The sequence below is a fragment of the Streptomyces sp. NPDC005494 genome (assembly GCF_042872025.1).
Lineage (GTDB): Bacteria > Actinomycetota > Actinomycetes > Streptomycetales > Streptomycetaceae > Streptomyces.
Genome location: NZ_JBIAJR010000005.1, coordinates 458,494 through 478,368, shown reverse-complemented (window position 1 = coordinate 478,368; position 19,875 = coordinate 458,494). Strand labels below are relative to the sequence as shown.

Genomic DNA, 19,875 nt, shown 5'->3' with positions numbered 1-19,875 from the left:
CCCCCCCCCCCCCCCCCCCCCCCCCCCCCCCCCCCCCCCCCCCCCCCCCCCCCCGGCCCCCCCCCCCCCCCCCCCCCCCCCCCCCCCCCCCCCCCCCCCCCCGGGCCGGCCGCCCCCCCCCCCCCCCGCGCCCGGCTGGTGTGGTGTTACGGGGTATGCGTCAGCCCTCGTCGGACTTGAGGGCCTCCATGGCCCGCTCGGTCACCTCGGTGACCTTGCCGAGCGCGGAGATCGTCACGACCAGTCCCTGGGACCGGTAGTAGTCGATGATCGGCTCGGTCTGCGTGTGGTAGACCTCCAGCCGCGTGCGCACCGTCTCCTCGGTGTCGTCGTCACGCTGGTACAGCTCGCCCCCGCAGGCGTCGCAGACGCCCTCGGTCTTCGGCGGGTTGTACGTGGCGTGGAAGACGTGCGCGCTGTCGTTGCGGCAGATGCGGCGGCCGGCAATGCGCTTGACCACTTCGTCCTCGGGGACCTCCAGGTCGAGGACCGCGTCCAGCTTCAGGCTCTCGCTGTGAAGCATCTCGTCCAGAGCGACGGCCTGGCCCACGTTGCGCGGGAAGCCGTCCAGCAGGAAACCGTTCTCGGCGTCCGGCTGGGACATGCGGTCCTTGGCCATGGCGATGGTGACTTCGTCCGGCACCAGCTGACCCGCGTCCATGAAGGAACGGGCCTGCTTGCCAAGGTCGGTGCCCTGGCTGATGTTGGCGCGGAAGAGGTCGCCCGTGGAGATGTGCGGAATCGAAAGATTCTTGGCAAGGAACGCGGCCTGCGTTCCCTTGCCGGCACCGGGCGGCCCGACGAGGACGATTCGCATCAGCGGAGGAACCCTTCGTAATTGCGCTGCTGGAGCTGACTCTCGATCTGCTTCACGGTCTCCAGACCCACACCCACGATGATCAGGATGCTCGTCCCGCCGAACGGGAAGTTCTGGTTAGCTCCGCCGAAGCCTGCCAACGCCATCGTCGGCACCAGAGCGATCAGGCCCAGGTACAGCGAGCCCGGCCAAGTGATCCTGTTGAGCACGTAGCTCAGGTACTCGGCAGTAGGTCGACCTGCCCGGATACCCGGGATGAACCCACCATACTTCTTCATGTTGTCGGCGACTTCCTCGGGGTTGAACGAGATCGCCACATAGAAGAATGCGAAGAACACGATCAGAAGGAAGTACGTCGCGATGTAGTACGGGTGGTCGCCCTTGACGAAGTGGTCCTGAATCCAGGTCGCCCAGCCCGCGGTGGAGTTGGAGAACTGAACGATTAGAGCAGGAATGTAGAGCAGCGAAGAAGCGAAGATGACGGGAATCACACCCGCCTGGTTCACCTTCAGCGGGATGTAAGTGGACGTACCGCCGTACGACCGGCGCCCGATCATCCGCTTCGCGTACTGCACGGGGACCCTGCGCTGTGCCTGCTCGACGAAGACGACGAGGCCGACCATCACGAAGCCGATGAGGATGACGGTGATGAACTCGATCCACCCGTCGGCGAGCTTGCCGCTCTGCTTGATGGCCCACAGGGCGCCGGGGAAGCTGGCGGCGATCGAGATGAACATCAGGATCGACATGCCGTTGCCGATACCGCGGTCGGTGATGAGCTCACCGAGCCACATGACCGCCGCGGTGCCCGCGGTCATGGTGATCACCATGACGATGGTCGTGAAGATCGACTGGTTCGGGACGATCTGGTCCGCGACGGGGCAGCCGCTGAAGAGCGCGCCGCTGCGGGCGGTTGCCACCAGGCCGGTGCCCTGGAGGATGGCCAGCGCCACGGTCAGATAACGCGTGTACTGCGTGATCTTGGCCGTGCCCGACTGTCCCTCCTTCTTGAGGGCTTCGAGCCGGGGGATGACGACGGTCAGCAGCTGAAGAATGATGCTGGCCGTGATGTACGGCATGATTCCGAGCGCGAAGATCGTGATCTGCAGCAGTGCACCACCGCTGAACATGTTCACCAGACCGAACAGGCTGTTGTTGCCCTTGCTGGCCTGATCAACACAAATCTGGACGTTCTCGTAGCTCACCCCCGGTACGGGAATGTGCGCCCCGAGACGGTAGAGCACGATGATGCCGAGCGTGAAGAGCAGCTTCTTGCGCAGGTCGGGCGTCTTGAACGCCCGGGCGAACGCGGTGAGCACGGTGCCTCCTGCGACCCCCGCGCAAAAGCGTGAGGTGACGGTCTTGAGGATCGACGATTACGTAACAGCCAAAGAACCCCGGGCGCTTGCCCGGGTCTTACCACAGCAACAGTGCACGCCACCTTACCGGCGGACATGCCCCCCTAGGAACGACCAACCGGGGATGCCCCAAATGAGAGGCATCCCCGGTCGGGTGTTCAGGCCACAGCCCTGTCCGAGTTGTCTCAGACGAGTTCGGTGACGGTGCCGCCGGCAGCGGCAATCTTCTCCTTGGCGGAGCCGGAGACGGCGTCAACCGAAACCTGCAGCGCAACGGAGATCTCGCCCTGTCCGAGGACCTTGACGAGGTGGTTGTTACGCACGGCGCCCTTGGCGACCAGGTCGGCCACCGTGACCTCTCCACCCTCGGGGTAGAGCGTCGCGAGCTTGTCCAGGTTCACGACCTGGTACTCCGTGCGGAACGGGTTCTTGAAGCCCTTGAGCTTCGGGAGACGCATGTGGAGGGGCATCTGGCCACCCTCGAAGCGCTCCGGAACCTGGTAACGAGCCTTCGTACCCTTGGTACCACGGCCTGCGGTCTTACCCTTGGACGCCTCACCACGACCCACACGGGTCTTGGCGGTCTTGGCGCCCGGGGCAGGCCGGAGGTTGTGGGCCTTCAGCGGGCTGTTCTCCGCCATGTCAGTCAACCTCCTCAACCGTCACGAGGTGGCGGACGGTCTGCACCATGCCGCGGAACTCGGGGCGGTCCTCCTTGACAACCACGTCGTTCAGGCGCTTGAGCCCGAGCGAACGCAGGGTGTCGCGGTGGTTCTGCTTGCTGCCGATGTACGACTTCGTCTGCGTGATCTTGAGGCGAGCCATTACGCACCCGCTCCCGCACGCGCACGAAGCAGAGCCGCGGGGGCGACGTCCTCGAGGGGCAGACCACGGCGAGCCGCGATCTCCTCGGGACGCTGCAGGCCCTGGAGGGCCGCCACGGTCGCGTGCACGATGTTGATCGGGTTCGAAGAACCGAGCGACTTCGACAGGATGTCGTGAACGCCGGCGCACTCCAGAACGGCGCGCACCGGGCCACCCGCGATCACACCGGTACCGGGGGAAGCAGGCTTGAGCAGGACGACGCCCGCAGCCTTCTCGCCCTGGATCGGGTGAGGGATGGTGCCCTGGATACGCGGGACCTTGAAGAAGCTCTTCTTGGCTTCCTCGACGCCCTTGGCGATGGCCGCGGGAACTTCCTTGGCCTTGCCGTATCCGACACCGACGGTGCCGTCACCATCGCCCACCACGACCAGCGCGGTGAAGCTGAAGCGACGACCACCCTTCACTACCTTGGCGACGCGGTTGATCGCGACGACGCGCTCGACGTACGCGGTCTTCTCGGCGGCAGCGCCACCGTCACGGCCCTTCCGGTCCCGCCGCTCGCCGCCACCGGCACCGCTTCCGCGGCGCTGGGGTCCAGCCATTGGATTTACCTCTCTCTGTTACGTCCGCTGTGCGTTGGAACCGGGGCTTAGAACTTCAGCCCGGCTTCACGGGCGGCGTCAGCCAGAGCGGCAATCCGCCCGGCGTACTGGTTACCACCGCGGTCAAACACGACGGCCTCGACGCCTGCGGCCTTGGCGCGCTCGGCGACCAGGGCGCCGACCTGCTTGGCCTGGGCGCTCTTGTCACCCTCCGCCCCGCGGATCGACGTGTCCAGGGTCGACGCCGACGCGAGCGTGTGGCCCGCGATGTCGTCGATGACCTGAGCCACGATGTGGCGGTTGGAACGCGTCACGACCAGGCGCGGCCTCTCCGGCGAACCGGAGATGTGCTTGCGGACGCGGATGTGGCGACGCTTGAGGGCTGCACGCTTGTAGGCGTCGCCCTTGGCGATCTTTACACCGTATGCCATGGCTACTTACCAGCCTTTCCGACCTTGCGGCGGATGACCTCGCCCGCGTACTTGACGCCCTTGGCCTTGTACGGGTCGGGCTTCCGCAGCTTGCGGATCTTCGCCGAGACCTCGCCGACCTTCTGCTTGTCGATGCCCTCGACACTGAACTTCGTGGGCGACTCGACCTTGAAGGTGATGCCCTCGGGGGCCTCGATGAGGATCGGGTGGCTGTAGCCCAGGGCGAACTCCAGGTTGGAGCCCTTCGCCTGGACGCGGTAACCGACACCGCTGATCTCGAGCGCCTTGCTGTATCCCGCGGTCACGCCGGTGATCATGTTCGCCACCAGCGTGCGGGACAGGCCGTGGAGGGCCTTGTTCTGACGCTCGTCGTTCGGGCGGACGACGTTGAGCACGCCGTCCTCACCCTTGGTGACCTCGATCGGCGCTGCGACGGTGTGCGTGAGGGTCCCCTTGGGGCCCTTCACCGCGACCGTGCGGCCATCGATGGTGACGTCCACACCGGCGGGAACCTGGATGGGGAGCTTGCCGATTCGCGACATGAGCTGTTCCTCCGTTCCCGACTACCAGACGTAGGCGAGGACTTCCCCACCTACGCCCTTCTTGCTGGCCTGCTGGCCGGTCAGGAGACCGTGGGACGTGGAGATGATCGCCACGCCCAGGCCGCCGAGAACCTTCGGCAGATTGGTGGACTTTGCGTAAACACGCAGACCCGGCTTCGAGATTCGCTTGATGCCGGCGATCGAGCGCTCGCGGTTCGGGCCGAACTTCAGCTCGAGGACGAGGCTCTTGCCGACCTCGGCGTCCTCGACCTTCCAGCCGGTGATGAAGCCCTCCTGCTGGAGGATCTCCGCGATGTGCGACTTGATCTTGCTGTGCGGCATCGCGACATCGTCGTGATACGCCGAGTTCGCGTTGCGCAGACGCGTGAGCATGTCTGCGATGGGATCAGTCATGGTCATGAGTTGGCCTTCGGCCTCTCTCGCCGGGGTTTCCTGTATGCGCCATCCCTCTCCCCACTCAGTGGCGGGACGGGTGCGGTGCGGGGACCTACGGCGTAGTAAGTCGGTCAGGGCGGCAGGCGCCCAACCCTTCAAGCCTACGGCATGAAAAGTGGGGCTCCTGCCGACCAGATACTTACCGAGAGCTTCTGGTACTCCCAACGCCCAAAGGGCGAAGGAGATTTACCAGGAGCTCTTGGTCACGCCCGGCAGCTCGCCACGGTGAGCCATCTCACGAAGGCACACGCGGCACAGGCCGAACTTGCGGTAGACGGAGTGGGGCCGGCCGCAGCGCTGGCAGCGGGTGTACCCGCGAACGCCGAACTTCGGCTTACGGGCGGCCTTAGCGATCAGAGCCTTCTTCGCCACGGTCAGTTCTCCTTGAACGGGAAGCCGAGGTGACGAAGCAGGGCACGACCCTCGTCGTCGTTGGCAGCCGTGGTGACCACGGTGATGTCCATGCCCCGGACCCGGTCGATCTTGTCCTGGTCGATCTCGTGGAACATGACCTGCTCCGTGAGACCGAAGGTGTAGTTGCCACGGCCGTCGAACTGCTTCGGCGACAGGCCACGGAAGTCACGGATACGCGGAAGCGCGAGCGACAGCGTACGGTCCAGGAACTCCCACATGCGGTCACCACGGAGGGTGACGTGGCAGCCGATCGGCTGCCCCTCGCGCAGCTTGAACTGCGCGATCGACTTGCGGGCCTTGGTGACGGCGGGCTTCTGGCCGGTGATCGTGGTGAGGTCCTTGACGGCACCGTCGATCAGCTTGGAGTCGCGGGCGGCGTCGCCCACACCCATGTTGACCACGATCTTGACCAGACCGGGGACCTGCATGACGTTCTCGTACGAGAACTCCTCACGCAGCTTGCCGGCGATTTCCTCGCGGTAGCGCGTCTTGAGACGCGGCGCAGTGGTGGCAGTCATCAGATGTCCTCACCGGTCCGCTTGGCAACGCGGATCTTCTTGCCCTCGTCGTCAAAGCGGTAGCCGACGCGGGTGACGACCTTGTTGCCGTCCTTCTCCACGACCAGCTGAACGTTGCTGACGTGAATCGGGGCCTCGGTGGTGACAATGCCACCGGTCTGCGAGCCGCGAGCCGTCTGACCGGCCTTGGTGTGCTTCTTGACCCGGTTGACACCCTCGACGAGGACACGGTCCTGGGCGGGGAAGGCAACGATGACCTTGCCCTGCTTGCCCTTGTCCTTACCGGTGATGACCTGAACCAGGTCGCCCTTCTTGATCTTCATGCTTACAGCACCTCCGGCGCGAGCGAGATGATCTTCATGAACTTCTTCTCGCGCAGCTCTCGGCCCACGGGGCCGAAGATGCGGGTGCCGCGGGGGTCGCCGTCGTTCTTGAGAATGACAGCGGCGTTCTCGTCGAAGCGGATGTACGAGCCATCCTGGCGACGGCGCTCCTTGACGGTGCGAACGATGACGGCCTTGACGACGTCACCCTTCTTCACGTTGCCACCGGGGATCGCGTCCTTGACGGTGGCGACGATGACGTCACCGATGCCCGCGTAGCGGCGACCCGAGCCACCGAGAACACGGATGGTGAGAATTTCCTTCGCACCCGTGTTGTCGGCGACGCGCAGTCGCGACTCCTGCTGGATCACGTCTATCTCCTGATCGTCTGCCGGTTCCCGGCGGGGGCCGCGGTGAAGCGGCCCCCGCCGAGCCTGGCGGAACTGGCCTGAGGGGAGACCCCCTCAGGGATTACTTGGCCTTCTCGAGGATCTCGACGATGCGCCAGCGCTTCGAGGCGGACAGCGGACGCGTCTCCATGATGAGGACGCGGTCGCCGACGCCAGCAGCGTTCTGCTCGTCGTGGGCCTTGAGCTTGTTCGTACGGCGGATGACCTTGCCGTACAGCGCGTGCTTGACCCGGTCCTCGACAGCGACGACGACGGTCTTGTCCATCTTGTCGCTGACGACCAGACCCTCACGGGTCTTGCGGAAACCGCGGTCGGTGTTGGTCTCAGTCACAGTCTTCTCGCTCATCAGACGCTCTCCACCGTCTCGATGCCCAGCTCGCGCTCGCGCATCAGGGTGTAGATCCGGGCGATGTCCTTACGGACGGACTTGAGCCGACCGTGGTTCTCGAGCTGCCCCGTCGCCGCCTGGAAGCGGAGGTTGAACAGCTCTTCCTTGGCCTCGCGGAGCTTGTTGAGGAGCTCCTCGTTGCCCAGCTCGCGCAGCTCGGACGCCTTGGTACCGGCCGACATCACGACTCACCTGCCTCGCGCCGAACGATCCGGCACTTCATCGGAAGCTTGTGAGCAGCGCGGGTGAGCGCCTCACGAGCAATCTTCTCGTTCGGGTAGGACAGCTCGAACATCACCCGACCGGGCTTGACGTTCGCGATCCACCACTCGGGAGAACCCTTACCGGAACCCATGCGGGTCTCGGCCGGCTTCTTCGTCAGGGGGCGGTCCGGGTAGATGTTGATCCAGACCTTGCCGCCACGCTTGATGTGGCGGGTCATCGCGATACGAGCTGCCTCGATCTGACGGTTCGTCACATACGCCGGGGACAGCGCCTGGATGCCGTACTCGCCGAACGCAACCTGCGTGCCACCCTTGGACATACCGCTGCGCTTCGGGTGGTGCTGCTTGCGGTGCTTGACCCTACGGGGGATCAGCATTTCGGTCAGGCCTCCGTTCCGGTGCTCTCAGCCGGAGCAGCGGCGGCGGGAGCGTCGGCCTTGGGGGCCTCGGCTGCCGGCGCGGACTGCTGCGGCTTGCGGCCGCGACCGCCACGCTCGCCACCACGGCCACCACGGCCGGCCGGGCGGTCAGCGCCGCCACGAGCCGGACGGTTGCCGGCGCGAGCCGCTGCGTTCTCGGCGCGGACCTCGGCGATGTTCTTGACGTCGCCCTTGTAGATCCAGACCTTCACGCCGATGCGGCCGAAGGTCGTCTTGGCCTCGAAGAAGCCGTAGTCCACGTTCGCGCGGAGCGTGTGCAGGGGCACACGGCCCTCGCGGTAGAACTCCGAGCGGGACATCTCGGCGCCGCCGAGGCGGCCACCGCACTGGATCTTGATGCCCTTGGCGCCGGCCTTCATCGTGCTCTGCATGCTCTTACGCATGGCACGACGGAAGGAGACGCGGGAGGAGAGCTGCTCGGCGACGGCCTGGGCCACCAGCTGAGCGTCCACCTCGGGGTTCTTGACCTCGAGGATGTTCAGCTGGACCTGCTTGCCGGTCAGCTTCTCCAGCTCGCCACGGATGCGGTCGGCCTCGGCGCCACGGCGACCGATGACGATGCCCGGGCGGGCGGTGTGGATGTCAACGCGGACGCGGTCGCGGGTGCGCTCGATCTCCACCTTGGAGATGCCGGCCCGCTCCATGCCCTTCGTCATCATGCGACGAATGGCGACGTCTTCCTTGACGTAGTCCTTGTACAGCTTGTCGGCGTACCAACGGGACTTGAAGTCCGTGGTAATGCCGAGTCGGAACCCGTGCGGGTTTACCTTCTGGCCCATTACCGGGTTCCTTCCTTGCTGCTGACGACCACGGTGATGTGGCTGGTCCGCTTACGGATCCGGTAGGCACGGCCCTGAGCACGCGGACGGAACCGCTTCAGGGTCGGGCCCTCGTCCACGTACGCCTCGCTGATGACCAGCGAAGAGGCGTCGGTGTGGTCGTAGTTGTGTGCAGCGTTGGCGATGGCGCTGTCCAGCACCTTGCCAACCGGCACGCTCGCGGCCTGCGGGGCGAAACGCAGGACCGCCTGAGCCTCCGTGGCATCCATGCCACGGATGAGGTCCACCACGCGGCGGGCCTTCATGGGCGTGACGCGGATGTACCGCGCCTGGGCCCTGGCTTCCATGGTTGTCCCTTCGGTGTAAGTCATAGTCGTTTCCACCCCGCGGTTAGCGGCGCTTCGACTTCCGGTCGTCCTTGACGTGGCCGCGGAAGGTGCGAGTCGGCGAGAACTCGCCGAGCTTGTGGCCGACCATCGACTCGGTGACGAACACCGGGACGTGGATCTTGCCGTTGTGCACCGCGATGGTGTGACCCAGCATGGCCGGGACGATCATCGAGCGACGGGACCAGGTCTTGATGACGTTCTTGGTGCCTGCCTCGTTCTGTACGTCCACCTTCTTGATGAGGTGGCCGTCGACGAAGGGCCCCTTCTTGAGACTGCGCGGCATCTAAACCCGCTCCTAGCGCTTCTTGTTCGTCTTGCGGCGGCGGACGATGTACTTGTTCGAAGCCTTCTTCGGCGAACGAGTACGACCCTCCTTCTGACCCCACGGCGAGACCGGGTGACGTCCACCGGAGGTCTTGCCTTCACCACCACCGTGCGGGTGGTCAACCGGGTTCATCGCGACACCGCGGACGGTCGGGCGAACGCCCTTCCAGCGCATACGGCCGGCCTTGCCCCAGTTGATGTTCGACTGCTCGGCGTTGCCGACCTCGCCGATGGTGGCGCGGCAGCGGGCGTCGACCAGCCGGATCTCACCGGACGGCATACGAAGGTGGGCCATGGTGCCCTCCTTCGCCAGCAGCTGCACGGAGGCACCCGCGGAACGGGCGAACTTCGCGCCGCCGCCGGGCCGCAGCTCGATGGCGTGGATGGTCGTACCGACCGGGATGTTGCGCAGCGCCAGGTTGTTGCCCGGCTTGATGTCGGCGCCCGGACCGTTCTCGACGCGGTCACCCTGCGACAGACCACGGGGGGCGACGATGTAACGCTTCTCGCCGTCCGCGTAGTGCAGCAGCGCGATGCGCGCGGTGCGGTTGGGGTCGTACTCGATGTGCGCGACCTTGGCCGGCACGCCGTCCTTGTCGTGACGACGGAAGTCGATCACACGGTAGGCGCGCTTGTGGCCACCGCCCTGGTGGCGAACGGTCACACGACCGGCGTTGTTACGGCCGCCCTTGCTGTGCAGGGGGCGGACCAGCGACTTCTCCGGCGTGGACCGCGTGATCTCGACAAAGTCGGCGACGCTGGAGCCACGACGGCCCGGGGTCGTCGGCTTGTACTTGCGGATACCCATTTCTCAGTCCTCGTCCGATTCCGGACGACTCGACCTCACTAGGAGGTCGGGCCGCCGAAGATGTCGATACGGTCGCCCTCGGCGAGGGTCACGATGGCGCGCTTCGTGTCGGCGCGCTTGCCGAAGCCGGTCTTGGTGCGCTTGCGCTTACCCTGCCGGTTGATCGTGTTGACCCCGGTGACCTTGACCGAGAAGACCGCTTCCACGGCCTGCTTGATCTGGGTCTTGTTGGAGCCGGGCGCGACGATGAAGGTGTACTTGTTCTCGTCGAGCAGCGCGTAGCTCTTCTCGGAGACAACCGGCTTGACGAGAACGTCGCGCGGGTCCGAGTAGGTCTTGCTGGTAACGGTCGCCTCACTCATCAGGCGGCGCTCCCTTCGGTCTCAGCGGTCTGGGGGCCAGACACGAAGGACTCGAAAGCGGCCTGGGTGAAGACCACGTCGTCAGAGACGATCACGTCGTACGTGTTCAGCTGGCCCGGCTCCAGGATGTGCACCTGGGGCAGGTTGCGAGCGGACAGCCACGCGGCCTCGTCGGCACGCTCGACGACCAGGAGCAGGTTGCTGCGCTCCGAGATCTTGCCGAACAGCGTCTTGGCGGCCTTGGTGGAGATCCCACCCTCGACCACGCCGGTGACGACGTGGATGCGGGAGTGACGCGCCCGGTCCGAGAGGGCTCCGCGCAGGGCGGCGGCCTTCATCTTCTTCGGGGTGCGCTGGGAGTAGTCACGCGGCTGAGGGCCGTGGACGACGCCACCGCCGGCGAACTGCGGCGCACGGGTCGAACCCTGGCGCGCGCGGCCGGTGCCCTTCTGGCGGTACGGCTTGCGCCCACCACCACGGACTTCGCCGCGGGTCTTGGTCTTGTGCGTGCCCTGACGGGCAGCTGCCAGCTGTGCGACGACGACCTGGTGGATCAGCGGAACGCTGGTCTTCGCGTCGAAGATCTCCGCGGGGAGCTCGACGGTACCGGCCTTGTCGCCTGCCGGCGAAAGGATGTCAATGGTGCTCATTACCTCAAGCCCCCTTGGCCGCGGTACGGACCAGGACGAGGCCGCCGTTCGGACCGGGGACCGCGCCCTTGATGAGGAGCAGACCCTTCTCCGCGTCAACCGCGTGGATGGTCAGGTTCTGGGTGGTGACGCGCTCGTTACCCATACGACCGGCCATGCGCATGCCCTTGAAGACACGCCCAGGGGTGGCACAGCCACCGATCGAACCGGGGGAACGGTGCTTGCGCTGGACGCCGTGGCCGGCGCCGAGGCCCTTGAAGTTGTGACGCTTCATGACACCGGCGAAGCCCTTGCCCTTGCTCTTGCCCGTGACGTCAACCTTGACGCCGGACTCGAACACCTCGGCAGTGACCTCCTGGCCCAGCGTGTACTCGCTGGCGTCAGGGGTGCGGAGCTCCACCAGGTGGCGGCGCGGGGTGACGTCGGCCTTGGCGAAGTGGCCCTTGAGGGGCTTGTTCACCTTGCGCGGGTCGATCTCGCCGAAGGCGATCTGGACCGACTCGTAGCCGTCGCTGTCGTTCGTACGCACCTGCGTGACGACGCACGGACCGGCCTTGACGACGGTCACCGGGACGACCCGGTTGTTCTCGTCCCAGACCTGGGTCATGCCGAGCTTCTCGCCCAGGACGCCCTTGATGTTCTTGCTCATCTCGGCCCGTCCCCTCAGAGCTTGATCTCGATGTCGACGCCCGCCGGCAGGTCGAGGCGCATCAGCGAGTCAACCGTCTTCGGCGTGGGGTCGAGGATGTCGATGAGGCGCTTGTGCGTGCGCATCTCGAAGTGCTCGCGAGAGTCCTTGTACTTGTGCGGCGACTTGATGACGCAGTACACGTTCTTCTCAGTGGGCAGCGGCACCGGGCCCGCGACCGACGCACCAGTGCGGGTCACCGTCTCGACGATCTTCTTCGCCGAGGAGTCGATGACCTCGTGGTCGTAGGCCTTGAGCCGGATGCGGATCTTCTGTCCCGCCATGGCTACTAGTAGTCCTGTCTCTCATAACGCTCTGGAACCCGGGAGTTCTCCTAGCCTCCGCCTCCGACCCACGCGGTCGGGCGTGTCGCATCCCCTCTACGTAGAAGTCCCGAAGGATTTCCCAACCAAGGGGGTGCGGGCCGAAACCGCGCTGCCGGGGGCGAAACCCCACCGGGTGCCTGGTCAGCGCCCCACTGACACTTCCCGGAAGATTCCCGTACGTCCGACCCTGAGGGTCGACGAGTACTGTGGGACTCGCTTCCGGTCCTCCCGGCGGGAGGCGCGCAGCATTGACACTCAACCGAGCAACCTGGCTAGTGTGCCATACGGCCCGCAGGCCTGGCCAATCGGGTCGAGGATCTTACCCCCTGCGGGGGACCGGTCAAACGCGGGCACGCCTTCGGGACCCGCGCACCGCCCCCGCCCGCCGATCGTCCGGCTGTTCGCCGTGTCACGCGAAGGGGCGATTCCCCCCCCCCTAAGGCATATGCCGAGGCCCGGCCGACCCTGGCGTCAGGCCATGATCCGCTCATGGCACGCGGCCCCGGTGATTGAATCCGGTCATGTCTACGAGCACCCTCCAGGGCTGGAGCCTGCGGCCGGCCACCGCCGGTGACGTCGAGGCCATATCGGAGATCCGGGCCGCGGCGATGCGCCCCGACCTGGAACGCCTGGGCCGGTACGACGAGCACCGGGTGCGGCAGCGGCTGCGTGACGCCTACGTCCCCGAGCACACCGCCGTCGTGGAGTCGGCCGGGGCCGTCGCGGGGTGCGTCGCCCTGCGGCCCTCCGAGGACGGCTGCTGGCTGGAGCACTTCTACCTCGCCCCGGAACTCCAGGGCAGGGGCATCGGTGGCGCGGTCCTGGCCGGGGTCCTCGCCCGTACCGACGCCCAGGGCGTGCCGGTCCGGCTGAACGTCCTCCAGGGCAGCGCCGCGCGCCGGCTGTACGAGCGGCACGGCTTCGCCATGGAACGCGAGGACCCGGTGGACGTCTTCATGGTCCGCCTGCCCCGCGCCGGGTCCTGATCCCGCCCCTGGAGGTCAGCCCTGAGTCGCGTACTCCAGGAAATGGGCCCAGGCGCGCGCGTCCACGCCGATCTCCGGGCCCGGCACGTTCTTGGAGTCGCGCACGCGGACGGTCCGGGGTGACACGGCGACCTCGACGCAGTCGTTGTTGTTGCTGCCGCTGTAGCTGCTCTTGAACCATGCGGACTCGGATCGGTGTCCGGCGGACGGGAGGCTCATGTCTCACCCAGCGCTTTCTCGACGAAGGCCAGCGACTCCCGTGGGCTGAGAGCCTGCGACCGGATGATTCCATACCGGAGTTCGAGGAGATGGACCTCTTTCGGGTCGAGGACGGTGCGGGTGGTCAGCTGAGCCTCCGAGAAGCCGACCGTCGTCCCTTCTTTCAGCTTCAGCAGCTGGACCTCGCCGCCCATCCCCGCGTGGTCGTCCCGGTCCGTCGGCATCACCTGGAACTCGACATGCCTCAACTGCGCTGTTTCCAGAAGGTGTTCGAGCTGTCGGCGGAGCACGGCCCTGCCACCGAGCGGTCGCAGCAGGGTGACTTCCTCCTGGACGAAGGTGAGTGTCACCAGGGGCGTCCGCGTGAAGATCTCCTGCCGGGCCAGCCGGGCGGAGACGAAGCGGTCGAGGTCGTCCGGGGAAAGGGCCGGCCGACGCATCTCGAACAACGCTCGGGCGTACTCCTCGGTCTGGAGCAGCCCGTGGATGTTGTGGTTGCCGTAGGCGCCGAGCTCGACCGCCTCCCGCTCGACTCTGGCCAGGTCCCGGACCTTCTTCGGATACCGGGCCTCCGCCACGTCCCCCTTCATGGCGGCGATCTTCCCGCCCGCTTCGAGAACCCGATCGGCACCGTCCAGGAACTCAGGCTTCGGGGCACGCCGACCGCGCTCGACGCAGGACACCATCTCCTCGCTGTACCCGATGGCGGCTCCCAGCTCCGCCTGCCGGAGGCCTGCCGCTTCCCGCCAGAGCTTGATCTGCCGGCCCACCGCCTTCATCACCGCACCGGAGTCGTCCTCCGAGTCGGCTTCCCAGCGCCCGCCGTCCGCACTGTTCGCCGAAAGCCCCGCCCCGCCACTCTCCACGGCCATCCACCCCGTCTCCCTCTTGCCTCACCTGCCAACAGGGCCCGCCGTCCGTGCGTCACGGCGTACAGGCCGGACGGCCCCGTGCCGGAGCCGGACAAGGACCCTCCGCACGGGCGTCGCTCCTTTCGAGAGTAGCGACGGGATGACCACTCTGAGTGACATGAGCCGAGAAATCACCCGAACCGGATCTTCCGCTCCCGTGCGGGAGTTCACCGTGCTGCTGTCCCCCACCAGGCGAGGGGCGCGGCTAGCCCGCCTGCTGGCCGTCGCCCACCTGAGCACCTGGGGGCTCCCGCCGGGACCGGCCGCACAGATCGTCTCCGAGCTGGCCACGAACGCCGTACTGCACGGGCGCGTGCCGGGACGGGACTTCCGGCTGGCTCTCGTGGTCCACCGTGACGGACCTCTGCGGATCGAGGTGACCGACGCCCTGGGTGACCGGCTGCCCCGTGCGGTCACCCCTGGCCAGCACATGGAGACCGGACGCGGCCTGCTGATCGTCGAGGCCCTCGCCGACCGCTGGGGCGTGACCCCTGGCCCCTTCCCGCGCAAGACCGTCTGGGCCGAACTCGACCTCATGTGGTGACCCGCCCGCACCGGGTCGCGGCGGACCGCGACCCGGCGGCCCACGCCACTGAATGCTTTTGAGGACGTGGGAAAAGAACCCTCCCCCAACCCAACCCGACCCGCATCGGGCCTGGTCACTCACACGGGTGACATATGGCAACTGGGCTGGATTTGGCACGGGTTGACTGGCATATGCTCGCCGCGACAACCCCAGACATGCGACGGCCCCCGGCCGGGACTGCGAATCCCGATCGGGGGCCTGACCACCGAGGAAGTAAGGGCTTCCCGATGGATACCCAGCAGGTTAGCGCGCCCGCGTTCGCCTCGTCCCCCGAGTCCGAGGGCTCCACGCCGTCGTCCGGCGTCACCCACGTCCGTGTCCGGCACACCACGGCCTTCACCGTCGTCGGCAACCACCTCACCCGGCACCGCACGCTGTCGCTGCTGGCGATCGGCCTCGCCGTGCACATCCAGTCGTTGCCGGACGGGGCCCGGATCAGCATCAAGCACCTCGCCGCACGCTTCCCCGAGAGCGAGGCCCGGATCGCGGCCGGCCTGCGCGAACTGGAGGCAACGGGATACCTGCGCCGCAGCCGCGTACGGCTGGCCGACGGCCGCATCGTCACCCGTACCGTCTCGTACGACCGACCCGGCGCCGGGGCACCCGTCTCGTACGACCGACCCGGCGCCGGGGCACCCGTCTCGTACGACCGACCCGGCGCCGGGGCACCCACGGTCTCCATCCCCCGACCCAGGACAGACCGGCAGGACACACGCGTGCCACCGGCCGCGCCGCCGGTGTCCGCTCCCCTGCCTCCGCCTCCCGTACCGAGCCCCGCACCCGTGGTGCCCCGGTCCGCGCCGGTGGTGCACGAGCCGGACCCGGAGACGTCACCTGCTCCCGCTCCGCTGCCCGCTGCCCTGCCGGCTCCCACCGCGCGTCCGGCACCGCCCCCGCCGCTGCCCCAGCCGCAGGACGCGGACCCCGAACTCCACCGGTCGGCCTCGGCGCTCCTCGCGGACCTGCGCCGCCTGACACCCCAACTGGCCCTGTCCGAACGGGACATCGAGACCCTGACCCCGGGTGTCGTCACCTGGCTGGAGCGTGACGCCCACCCGGAGACCGTCCGCCAGGCGCTGACGACCGACCTGCCGGTCCCGCTGAAGCACCCGGCCAAGCTGCTCCGACACCGGATCACTGCTCTGCTGCCGCCACCACTGCCCGGCGCCCAGGACCTCGCGCCCCTGCAGCGTCCCGGCGGGATCGTCATCCCGCTCCAGAACTGCGACCTCTGCGACCGCGCCTTTCGGTCCCGCCACCCCGGCCACTGCCGGGACTGCCGGACCGGCATCCACTTCGCCGCCTGAGCTGCGAGCGAACCTCGCTCTCGAACGGATCCGTATGGCCAACGCGCCCCACGAGGCAATGCACCGCATCTTCCAGGAGTACCCAGGGCTCTTCTCCCGGGTCTCCGAGGTGCTCGGCCTCGCCTTCCCCGAGTCCACCAGGACCGAGGTCCTCTCCAACGACCTCACGGAGAACCAGCCACTCGAACGCCGGGTCGACACCCTGCTGCGCATCGATACGGAACACCAGGGCCCCTTTCTGCTTGCCGTCGAGGCTCAAGGCAGAAAAGATCCCGACAAGCACGCGAGCTGGGCTTACTACTTCTCGTACCTGCTGGCGAAGTACGCGGAATGGGCGGCCCGGCCCGTGCGGCTCGGCGCGCCCCAGTGGCCCGTGCTCACCCTGCACCCGCTGGTCGCGGGGCCGCACAACATCCCGTTCATCACGGATGTGGCCCAGGCCCGCAAGGACCTCCCACTCACTGCCCTCTCCGCCATCACACACGCCGACAATCCGGACGTCGGTGCCATACTGAAATCGCTGTCCACCGCGCTGCGGGACACACCGGAGACAATCGCCAACCCCATCGTCGAACTCACCGCACAGGGCCTGGGCAACCGCCCGGCCGCACAACAGTGGAGGAACCTGGTGGCCGTGGACCTCTCTTTCTACACTTCACCGCTCTCCGAAGAGATCCGAGCCGAAGGCGAAGCCCGGGGCGAGGCGAAGGGCCAGGCCAAGAGCTTGTTGCGCATGCTCGAACTGCGCGGCGTCGGCGTACCCCACGAGGCCCGCGAAAAGATCACCGCCTGCGACGACACCGAGCTCCTGGACCAGTGGTTCAGCCGCGCCGTCACCGCGACCACCGTCGAGGAGATCTTCACCCACGGGTGACACGACGGTGAGCAGCCGCCCTCACGTACGCGTGACCGTGCCGCAGGACCCGTCGGGCTGCCACTCGCTGCGGTCGTAGGGGTCCACGTCGGGTCCGGCGCGGTGGGGGTCCTTCCTGTCGCTCGGGAAGGACGGGTGCAGGAAGCCGTCGTTCAGCTCGCAGTCGGTGTTGCCGACGTTCTGCTGCGAGCTGACGACGGAAAGCTTGCCCGGCGTGGCCACGAACCGCTCCGGGTCGTGCAGCACCGTCGTGAGTTTCCGCCGCACGATCGTGCGCGCCACTTCGTTCCCTCCGTTCCTCACCAGCGGGTAGACGAAGGTGTAGTCGGCGTGCACCTCCACCGAGCCGGTGGGGCCCGCTTCGAAGGACATCCACCCGCGCGTCTTGACGACGTCCCCCACCAGCTCGGTCTCGTCCGGATCGAACCGGCTGAACAGCATCAGCGGATCCAGCTCCTCGCCTGGCTCCGCGAGTGAGCGTTGGAGCCGGTCCCGCTCCCCCTTCTGCAGGGGGTCGATCAGGTCCAGCGCCTCCTCGGGCCGCTCGCCGCGCAGGGTGGCCGGGTCGAGGTTCGCGGAGACCAGCAACTGACGGGTGGCCCGCAGGGCCTGCTCGACCTCGCCCTTGCTCATCCCTCCCACCGCCTCGGCCTCCGGGATCTCGATCCCCGCCGCCCCGTCCGCCCAGCGGAGCGCGGGCGAGCCCAGGAAGGGCTGCTCCGGCGTCGGCCTCTCCAGATCGGCGGGCACGGCGGTCGGCGGTGCGGTCTCGGCCGGCAGCGGGGACGCGTCCACGGAGTCGCCCCCTCCGGGCAGGTGGTCGGTCAGCAGGCTCGGCCGCATGGTGACCACGAGGGCTGCCGCGACCAGAACGATCCCCAGGGCCCCGGCGAGACGCTTGCGCTTCCTGGTCCGGCTGCTCGGCTGCCCGGAGGGGCCAGTGCGCCACCCGTCGGGCTGCCACGCTTCGGCCGGCTTGTTCCTCCGGCCCGGGCGCCGCCCGTTCGCGGCAGCCTCCTCGTCGAGCGCGCGCAGTCGCGCGGTGACCATGCGGGCACGGGCCGAGGGCTCCTTCGGAACGTCACCCCCGCCGCTCCCGGCCTGCCGGAGGAATTCCTCCCACTGCTCGTCGGAGACGGCTCCCCCCTCGTCCGGGCGCTCGGACGGCTCTCCTGCCGGTGTTCTGCTGCTCACTGTTCTGTTCCACTCCCCCACACGACTCTGCCGCCACCAGTTCACGCCGCCGCACTCCTACGGACAAGAGTGCGAAGCCAACGGTGACGATCACGTGACGGTCTCCGCCTCCGCGATCCACCCGCACGACAGCACGGTTACACGGGACCGATCGACGGCCTCGCCGGAGCCGGGACCCAGGCGGCTCTCAAGCGGGCGGCGGGCTACTGCCCCTACGCCTGCCTGCTGCCCTGATCCGGCCCCGCCGGCCCCTGCGCCGCCCACCCCGGCACGACAGCACATGACCAGCCCCGTACCGCGCACGGCGAAGGGCCCCGCACCTCTCTCGCGAGAAGTGCGGGGCCCTTCTGGTGCTCTGTGCGGAGCTACCAGGTCAGACGATCAAGTAATTACTTGATGATCTTGGTGACCTGGCCGGCGCCCACGGTCCGGCCACCCTCACGGATGGCGAACTTCAGGCCCTCTTCCATGGCGACCGGCTGGATCAGCGCGACGTCCATGAGGGTGTTGTCACCCGGCATGACCATCTCGGTGCCCTCGGGAAGGGTCACAACGCCCGTCACGTCCGTGGTACGGAAGTAGAACTGCGGGCGGTAGTTGTTGAAGAACGGGGTGTGACGGCCACCCTCGTCCTTCGACAGGATGTAGGCCTGGGCCTGGAACTCGGTGTGCGGCGTGACCGAACCCGGCTTGATGATGACCTGGCCGCGCTCGACGTCCTCGCGCTTGATGCCACGGAGGAGCAGACCGACGTTCTCACCGGCCTGGCCCTCGTCGAGCAGCTTGCGGAACATCTCGATGCCGGTGACCGTGGTGGTGGTCTTCTCGGTCTTGATACCGACGATGTCGACGGTCTCGTTGACCTTCAGGACACCACGCTCGATGCGGCCGGTGACGACCGTACCGCGACCGGTGATCGTGAAGACGTCCTCGATGGGCATGAGGAACGGCTTCTCGACGTCACGCTCGGGCTGCGGGATGGCCTCGTCGACGGCGGCCATCAGGTTCAGGACCGACTGGCCCCACTCCTTGTCGCCCTCGAGAGCCTTGAGCGCCGAGACCTTGACGACGGGAACGTCGTCGCCCGGGAACTCGTACTCGGAGAGGAGCTCACGAACCTCGAGCTCGACGAGCTCCAGGATCTCCTCGTCGTCCACCATGTCGGCCTTGTTCAGCGCGACAACGATGTACGGCACGCCTACCTGGCGGGCCAGGAGCACGTGCTCCTTGGTCTGCGGCATCGGGCCGTCGGTGGCCGCGACCACGAGGATGGCGCCGTCCATCTGCGCCGCACCCGTGATCATGTTCTTGATGTAGTCGGCGTGACCCGGGCAGTCGACGTGCGCGTAGTGACGCGACTCCGTCTGGTACTCGACGTGCGCGATCGAGATCGTGATACCGCGCTGACGCTCCTCAGGAGCCTTGTCGATCTGGTCGAAGGCCGAGGCCTCGTTCAGGTCCGGGTACGCGTCGTGCAGCACCTTGGTAATGGCGGCCGTGAGGGTCGTCTTACCGTGGTCGATGTGACCGATGGTGCCGATGTTGACGTGCGGCTTAGTCCGCTCGAACTTTGCCTTCGCCACTGGGGTCCTCCTGAGTGGTTCTGTACGCCTTGCTTCATCGGCGCCAGGTGATCTTTGCTGGAATGCCGGTGCCGGGGGCATTCGCCGCGCTGCTTGCGCGCTGCGACGAATGCCCTACCGGGCTCCGGTGACAAGCCTAAA

Annotated in this window: 31 protein-coding genes; 4 read left to right on the top strand and 27 right to left on the bottom strand. The window is 67.2% G+C overall.

What is annotated here, in order from left to right:
- Positions 1 to 160: 160 nt before the first annotated feature.
- From ACFYQ6_RS18620 to rpsJ, 23 genes are all read right to left on the bottom strand, one after another.
- Positions 161 to 817: an adenylate kinase gene (locus ACFYQ6_RS18620; protein ID WP_361586302.1), complete on the bottom strand. Its 657-nt coding sequence runs from the start codon at positions 815 to 817 to the stop codon at positions 161 to 163.
- Positions 817 to 2,136 carry a preprotein translocase subunit SecY gene (gene secY, locus ACFYQ6_RS18615; protein WP_145804043.1) on the bottom strand — a complete coding sequence of 440 codons (1,320 nt, stop codon included), beginning with the start codon at positions 2,134 to 2,136 and terminating at the stop codon, positions 817 to 819. The genes ACFYQ6_RS18620 and secY overlap by 1 nt, the downstream gene beginning before the upstream one ends.
- A gap of 224 nt (positions 2,137 to 2,360) precedes the next feature.
- Positions 2,361 to 2,816 carry a 50S ribosomal protein L15 gene (gene rplO / locus ACFYQ6_RS18610; RefSeq protein ID WP_014047794.1) on the bottom strand — a complete coding sequence of 152 codons (456 nt, stop codon included), beginning with the start codon at positions 2,814 to 2,816 and terminating at the stop codon, positions 2,361 to 2,363.
- Position 2,817: 1 nt separating this feature from the next.
- Positions 2,818 to 3,000 (bottom strand): 50S ribosomal protein L30, encoded by a 183-nt coding sequence (gene rpmD, locus ACFYQ6_RS18605; RefSeq protein WP_053682614.1) that lies wholly within the window; start codon positions 2,998 to 3,000, stop codon positions 2,818 to 2,820.
- Positions 3,000 to 3,602, bottom strand: coding sequence for a 30S ribosomal protein S5 (rpsE, locus tag ACFYQ6_RS18600; protein ID WP_014047793.1), 603 nt, complete (start codon positions 3,600 to 3,602; stop codon positions 3,000 to 3,002). Before rpsE ends, rpmD begins: the two co-directional genes overlap by 1 nt.
- Positions 3,603 to 3,649: 47 nt before the next feature.
- Positions 3,650 to 4,033: a 50S ribosomal protein L18 gene (rplR, locus tag ACFYQ6_RS18595; RefSeq protein WP_033297607.1), complete on the bottom strand. Its 384-nt coding sequence runs from the start codon at positions 4,031 to 4,033 to the stop codon at positions 3,650 to 3,652.
- A gap of 2 nt (positions 4,034 to 4,035) precedes the next feature.
- Positions 4,036 to 4,575, bottom strand: a complete 540-nt coding sequence (gene rplF / locus ACFYQ6_RS18590) for a 50S ribosomal protein L6 (RefSeq protein ID WP_361586298.1) — start codon at positions 4,573 to 4,575, stop codon at positions 4,036 to 4,038.
- Between the two features lie 21 nt (positions 4,576 to 4,596).
- A complete protein-coding gene (rpsH, locus tag ACFYQ6_RS18585; RefSeq protein WP_014154584.1) occupies positions 4,597 to 4,995 on the bottom strand; it encodes a 30S ribosomal protein S8 in 399 nt (132 codons plus the stop codon).
- Positions 4,996 to 5,217: 222 nt separating this feature from the next.
- The gene (locus ACFYQ6_RS18580) at positions 5,218 to 5,403 is read right to left on the bottom strand and encodes a type Z 30S ribosomal protein S14 (RefSeq protein ID WP_003948630.1); all 186 of its coding nucleotides are present in this window, start codon (positions 5,401 to 5,403) and stop codon (positions 5,218 to 5,220) included.
- A 2-nt stretch (positions 5,404 to 5,405) separates the two neighbouring features.
- Positions 5,406 to 5,963, bottom strand: a complete 558-nt coding sequence (gene rplE / locus ACFYQ6_RS18575; RefSeq protein WP_145804045.1) for a 50S ribosomal protein L5 — start codon at positions 5,961 to 5,963, stop codon at positions 5,406 to 5,408.
- A complete protein-coding gene (gene rplX / locus ACFYQ6_RS18570) occupies positions 5,963 to 6,286 on the bottom strand; it encodes a 50S ribosomal protein L24 (RefSeq protein ID WP_014047788.1) in 324 nt (107 codons plus the stop codon). The genes rplE and rplX overlap by 1 nt, the downstream gene beginning before the upstream one ends.
- Positions 6,287 to 6,288: 2 nt before the next feature.
- Positions 6,289 to 6,657, bottom strand: a complete 369-nt coding sequence (gene rplN, locus ACFYQ6_RS18565; RefSeq protein ID WP_003966950.1) for a 50S ribosomal protein L14 — start codon at positions 6,655 to 6,657, stop codon at positions 6,289 to 6,291.
- 100 nt (positions 6,658 to 6,757) lie between these two features.
- Entirely contained in the window at positions 6,758 to 7,042 is a 285-nt protein-coding gene (rpsQ, locus tag ACFYQ6_RS18560; protein WP_014154586.1) for a 30S ribosomal protein S17, read from the bottom strand.
- Positions 7,042 to 7,266 (bottom strand): 50S ribosomal protein L29, encoded by a 225-nt coding sequence (gene rpmC / locus ACFYQ6_RS18555; RefSeq protein ID WP_014047786.1) that lies wholly within the window; start codon positions 7,264 to 7,266, stop codon positions 7,042 to 7,044. Before rpmC ends, rpsQ begins: the two co-directional genes overlap by 1 nt.
- The gene (rplP, locus tag ACFYQ6_RS18550) at positions 7,266 to 7,685 is read right to left on the bottom strand and encodes a 50S ribosomal protein L16 (protein ID WP_014154587.1); all 420 of its coding nucleotides are present in this window, start codon (positions 7,683 to 7,685) and stop codon (positions 7,266 to 7,268) included. Before rplP ends, rpmC begins: the two co-directional genes overlap by 1 nt.
- Positions 7,686 to 7,690: 5 nt before the next feature.
- Positions 7,691 to 8,527 (bottom strand): 30S ribosomal protein S3, encoded by an 837-nt coding sequence (rpsC, locus tag ACFYQ6_RS18545; protein ID WP_014047784.1) that lies wholly within the window; start codon positions 8,525 to 8,527, stop codon positions 7,691 to 7,693.
- The gene (rplV, locus tag ACFYQ6_RS18540; RefSeq protein WP_004571827.1) at positions 8,527 to 8,874 is read right to left on the bottom strand and encodes a 50S ribosomal protein L22; all 348 of its coding nucleotides are present in this window, start codon (positions 8,872 to 8,874) and stop codon (positions 8,527 to 8,529) included. The genes rpsC and rplV overlap by 1 nt, the downstream gene beginning before the upstream one ends.
- Before the next feature lie 43 nt (positions 8,875 to 8,917).
- Complete coding sequence (gene rpsS, locus ACFYQ6_RS18535) at positions 8,918 to 9,199, bottom strand: 30S ribosomal protein S19 (RefSeq protein WP_003966956.1); 282 nt, start codon at positions 9,197 to 9,199, stop codon at positions 8,918 to 8,920.
- A 12-nt stretch (positions 9,200 to 9,211) separates the two neighbouring features.
- On the bottom strand, positions 9,212 to 10,048 hold the full coding sequence (gene rplB, locus ACFYQ6_RS18530) for a 50S ribosomal protein L2 (RefSeq protein WP_018510594.1): 837 nt from the start codon (positions 10,046 to 10,048) through the stop codon (positions 9,212 to 9,214).
- Positions 10,049 to 10,086: 38 nt separating this feature from the next.
- Positions 10,087 to 10,410: a 50S ribosomal protein L23 gene (gene rplW / locus ACFYQ6_RS18525; protein ID WP_014154589.1), complete on the bottom strand. Its 324-nt coding sequence runs from the start codon at positions 10,408 to 10,410 to the stop codon at positions 10,087 to 10,089.
- On the bottom strand, positions 10,410 to 11,060 hold the full coding sequence (gene rplD / locus ACFYQ6_RS18520; protein WP_014154590.1) for a 50S ribosomal protein L4: 651 nt from the start codon (positions 11,058 to 11,060) through the stop codon (positions 10,410 to 10,412). Before rplD ends, rplW begins: the two co-directional genes overlap by 1 nt.
- Before the next feature lie 4 nt (positions 11,061 to 11,064).
- Positions 11,065 to 11,709, bottom strand: a complete 645-nt coding sequence (rplC, locus tag ACFYQ6_RS18515) for a 50S ribosomal protein L3 (protein ID WP_014154591.1) — start codon at positions 11,707 to 11,709, stop codon at positions 11,065 to 11,067.
- Positions 11,710 to 11,723: 14 nt separating this feature from the next.
- Positions 11,724 to 12,032, bottom strand: a complete 309-nt coding sequence (rpsJ, locus tag ACFYQ6_RS18510) for a 30S ribosomal protein S10 (protein WP_003948644.1) — start codon at positions 12,030 to 12,032, stop codon at positions 11,724 to 11,726.
- A gap of 563 nt (positions 12,033 to 12,595) precedes the next feature.
- Here rpsJ and ACFYQ6_RS18505 point away from each other — a divergent pair.
- Entirely contained in the window at positions 12,596 to 13,060 is a 465-nt protein-coding gene (locus ACFYQ6_RS18505; protein ID WP_388763801.1) for a GNAT family N-acetyltransferase, read from the top strand.
- Between the two features lie 15 nt (positions 13,061 to 13,075).
- On the opposite strand, the gene ACFYQ6_RS18500 is transcribed toward ACFYQ6_RS18505, so the two are convergent.
- Both ACFYQ6_RS18500 and ACFYQ6_RS18495 read right to left on the bottom strand, forming a co-directional pair.
- Entirely contained in the window at positions 13,076 to 13,279 is a 204-nt protein-coding gene (locus ACFYQ6_RS18500; protein ID WP_388763799.1) for a DUF397 domain-containing protein, read from the bottom strand.
- Positions 13,276 to 14,151 carry a helix-turn-helix domain-containing protein gene (locus tag ACFYQ6_RS18495; protein ID WP_388763797.1) on the bottom strand — a complete coding sequence of 292 codons (876 nt, stop codon included), beginning with the start codon at positions 14,149 to 14,151 and terminating at the stop codon, positions 13,276 to 13,278. Before ACFYQ6_RS18495 ends, ACFYQ6_RS18500 begins: the two co-directional genes overlap by 4 nt.
- 157 nt (positions 14,152 to 14,308) lie before the next feature.
- Here ACFYQ6_RS18495 and ACFYQ6_RS18490 point away from each other — a divergent pair, with 157 nt between their 5' ends.
- The 3 genes from ACFYQ6_RS18490 to ACFYQ6_RS18480 all read left to right on the top strand — a co-directional run bounded on the left by ACFYQ6_RS18490 (position 14,309) and on the right by ACFYQ6_RS18480 (position 16,957).
- On the top strand, positions 14,309 to 14,734 hold the full coding sequence (locus ACFYQ6_RS18490) for an ATP-binding protein (RefSeq protein WP_361586285.1): 426 nt from the start codon (positions 14,309 to 14,311) through the stop codon (positions 14,732 to 14,734).
- 269 nt (positions 14,735 to 15,003) lie between these two features.
- The gene (locus ACFYQ6_RS18485) at positions 15,004 to 16,083 is read left to right on the top strand and encodes a helix-turn-helix domain-containing protein (protein WP_388763796.1); all 1,080 of its coding nucleotides are present in this window, start codon (positions 15,004 to 15,006) and stop codon (positions 16,081 to 16,083) included.
- A gap of 34 nt (positions 16,084 to 16,117) precedes the next feature.
- Positions 16,118 to 16,957, top strand: coding sequence for a hypothetical protein (locus tag ACFYQ6_RS18480; RefSeq protein WP_388763794.1), 840 nt, complete (start codon positions 16,118 to 16,120; stop codon positions 16,955 to 16,957).
- A gap of 21 nt (positions 16,958 to 16,978) precedes the next feature.
- On the opposite strand, the gene ACFYQ6_RS18475 is transcribed toward ACFYQ6_RS18480, so the two are convergent.
- Positions 16,979 to 18,151: a hypothetical protein gene (locus tag ACFYQ6_RS18475; RefSeq protein ID WP_388763792.1), complete on the bottom strand. Its 1,173-nt coding sequence runs from the start codon at positions 18,149 to 18,151 to the stop codon at positions 16,979 to 16,981.
- A gap of 389 nt (positions 18,152 to 18,540) precedes the next feature.
- Positions 18,541 to 19,734 carry an elongation factor Tu gene (tuf, locus tag ACFYQ6_RS18470; RefSeq protein ID WP_145804064.1) on the bottom strand — a complete coding sequence of 398 codons (1,194 nt, stop codon included), beginning with the start codon at positions 19,732 to 19,734 and terminating at the stop codon, positions 18,541 to 18,543.
- Between the last annotated feature and the right edge of the window lie 141 nt (positions 19,735 to 19,875).

Coding starts and splice junctions, on each gene's coding strand:
- ACFYQ6_RS18620 (WP_361586302.1), bottom strand. CDS start 817: ATGCGAATCGTCCTCGTCGGGCCGCCCGGTGCCGGCAAGGGAACGCAG.
- rplO (WP_014047794.1), bottom strand. CDS start 2,816: ATGGCGGAGAACAGCCCGCTGAAGGCCCACAACCTCCGGCCTGCCCCG.
- rpmD (WP_053682614.1), bottom strand. CDS start 3,000: ATGGCTCGCCTCAAGATCACGCAGACGAAGTCGTACATCGGCAGCAAG.
- rpsE (WP_014047793.1), bottom strand. CDS start 3,602: ATGGCTGGACCCCAGCGCCGCGGAAGCGGTGCCGGTGGCGGCGAGCGG.
- rplR (WP_033297607.1), bottom strand. CDS start 4,033: ATGGCATACGGTGTAAAGATCGCCAAGGGCGACGCCTACAAGCGTGCA.
- rplF (WP_361586298.1), bottom strand. CDS start 4,575: ATGTCGCGAATCGGCAAGCTCCCCATCCAGGTTCCCGCCGGTGTGGAC.
- rpsH (WP_014154584.1), bottom strand. CDS start 4,995: ATGACCATGACTGATCCCATCGCAGACATGCTCACGCGTCTGCGCAAC.
- rplE (WP_145804045.1), bottom strand. CDS start 5,963: ATGACTGCCACCACTGCGCCGCGTCTCAAGACGCGCTACCGCGAGGAA.
- rplX (WP_014047788.1), bottom strand. CDS start 6,286: ATGAAGATCAAGAAGGGCGACCTGGTTCAGGTCATCACCGGTAAGGAC.
- rpsQ (WP_014154586.1), bottom strand. CDS start 7,042: ATGAGCGAGAAGACTGTGACTGAGACCAACACCGACCGCGGTTTCCGC.
- rpmC (WP_014047786.1), bottom strand. CDS start 7,266: ATGTCGGCCGGTACCAAGGCGTCCGAGCTGCGCGAGCTGGGCAACGAG.
- rplP (WP_014154587.1), bottom strand. CDS start 7,685: ATGCTGATCCCCCGTAGGGTCAAGCACCGCAAGCAGCACCACCCGAAG.
- rpsC (WP_014047784.1), bottom strand. CDS start 8,527: ATGGGCCAGAAGGTAAACCCGCACGGGTTCCGACTCGGCATTACCACG.
- rplV (WP_004571827.1), bottom strand. CDS start 8,874: ATGGAAGCCAGGGCCCAGGCGCGGTACATCCGCGTCACGCCCATGAAG.
- rpsS (WP_003966956.1), bottom strand. CDS start 9,199: ATGCCGCGCAGTCTCAAGAAGGGGCCCTTCGTCGACGGCCACCTCATC.
- rplB (WP_018510594.1), bottom strand. CDS start 10,048: ATGGGTATCCGCAAGTACAAGCCGACGACCCCGGGCCGTCGTGGCTCC.
- rplW (WP_014154589.1), bottom strand. CDS start 10,410: ATGAGTGAGGCGACCGTTACCAGCAAGACCTACTCGGACCCGCGCGAC.
- rplD (WP_014154590.1), bottom strand. CDS start 11,060: ATGAGCACCATTGACATCCTTTCGCCGGCAGGCGACAAGGCCGGTACC.
- rplC (WP_014154591.1), bottom strand. CDS start 11,709: ATGAGCAAGAACATCAAGGGCGTCCTGGGCGAGAAGCTCGGCATGACC.
- rpsJ (WP_003948644.1), bottom strand. CDS start 12,032: ATGGCGGGACAGAAGATCCGCATCCGGCTCAAGGCCTACGACCACGAG.
- ACFYQ6_RS18505 (WP_388763801.1), top strand. CDS start 12,596: ATGTCTACGAGCACCCTCCAGGGCTGGAGCCTGCGGCCGGCCACCGCC.
- ACFYQ6_RS18500 (WP_388763799.1), bottom strand. CDS start 13,279: ATGAGCCTCCCGTCCGCCGGACACCGATCCGAGTCCGCATGGTTCAAG.
- ACFYQ6_RS18495 (WP_388763797.1), bottom strand. CDS start 14,151: ATGGCCGTGGAGAGTGGCGGGGCGGGGCTTTCGGCGAACAGTGCGGAC.
- ACFYQ6_RS18490 (WP_361586285.1), top strand. CDS start 14,309: ATGAGCCGAGAAATCACCCGAACCGGATCTTCCGCTCCCGTGCGGGAG.
- ACFYQ6_RS18485 (WP_388763796.1), top strand. CDS start 15,004: ATGGATACCCAGCAGGTTAGCGCGCCCGCGTTCGCCTCGTCCCCCGAG.
- ACFYQ6_RS18480 (WP_388763794.1), top strand. CDS start 16,118: ATGGCCAACGCGCCCCACGAGGCAATGCACCGCATCTTCCAGGAGTAC.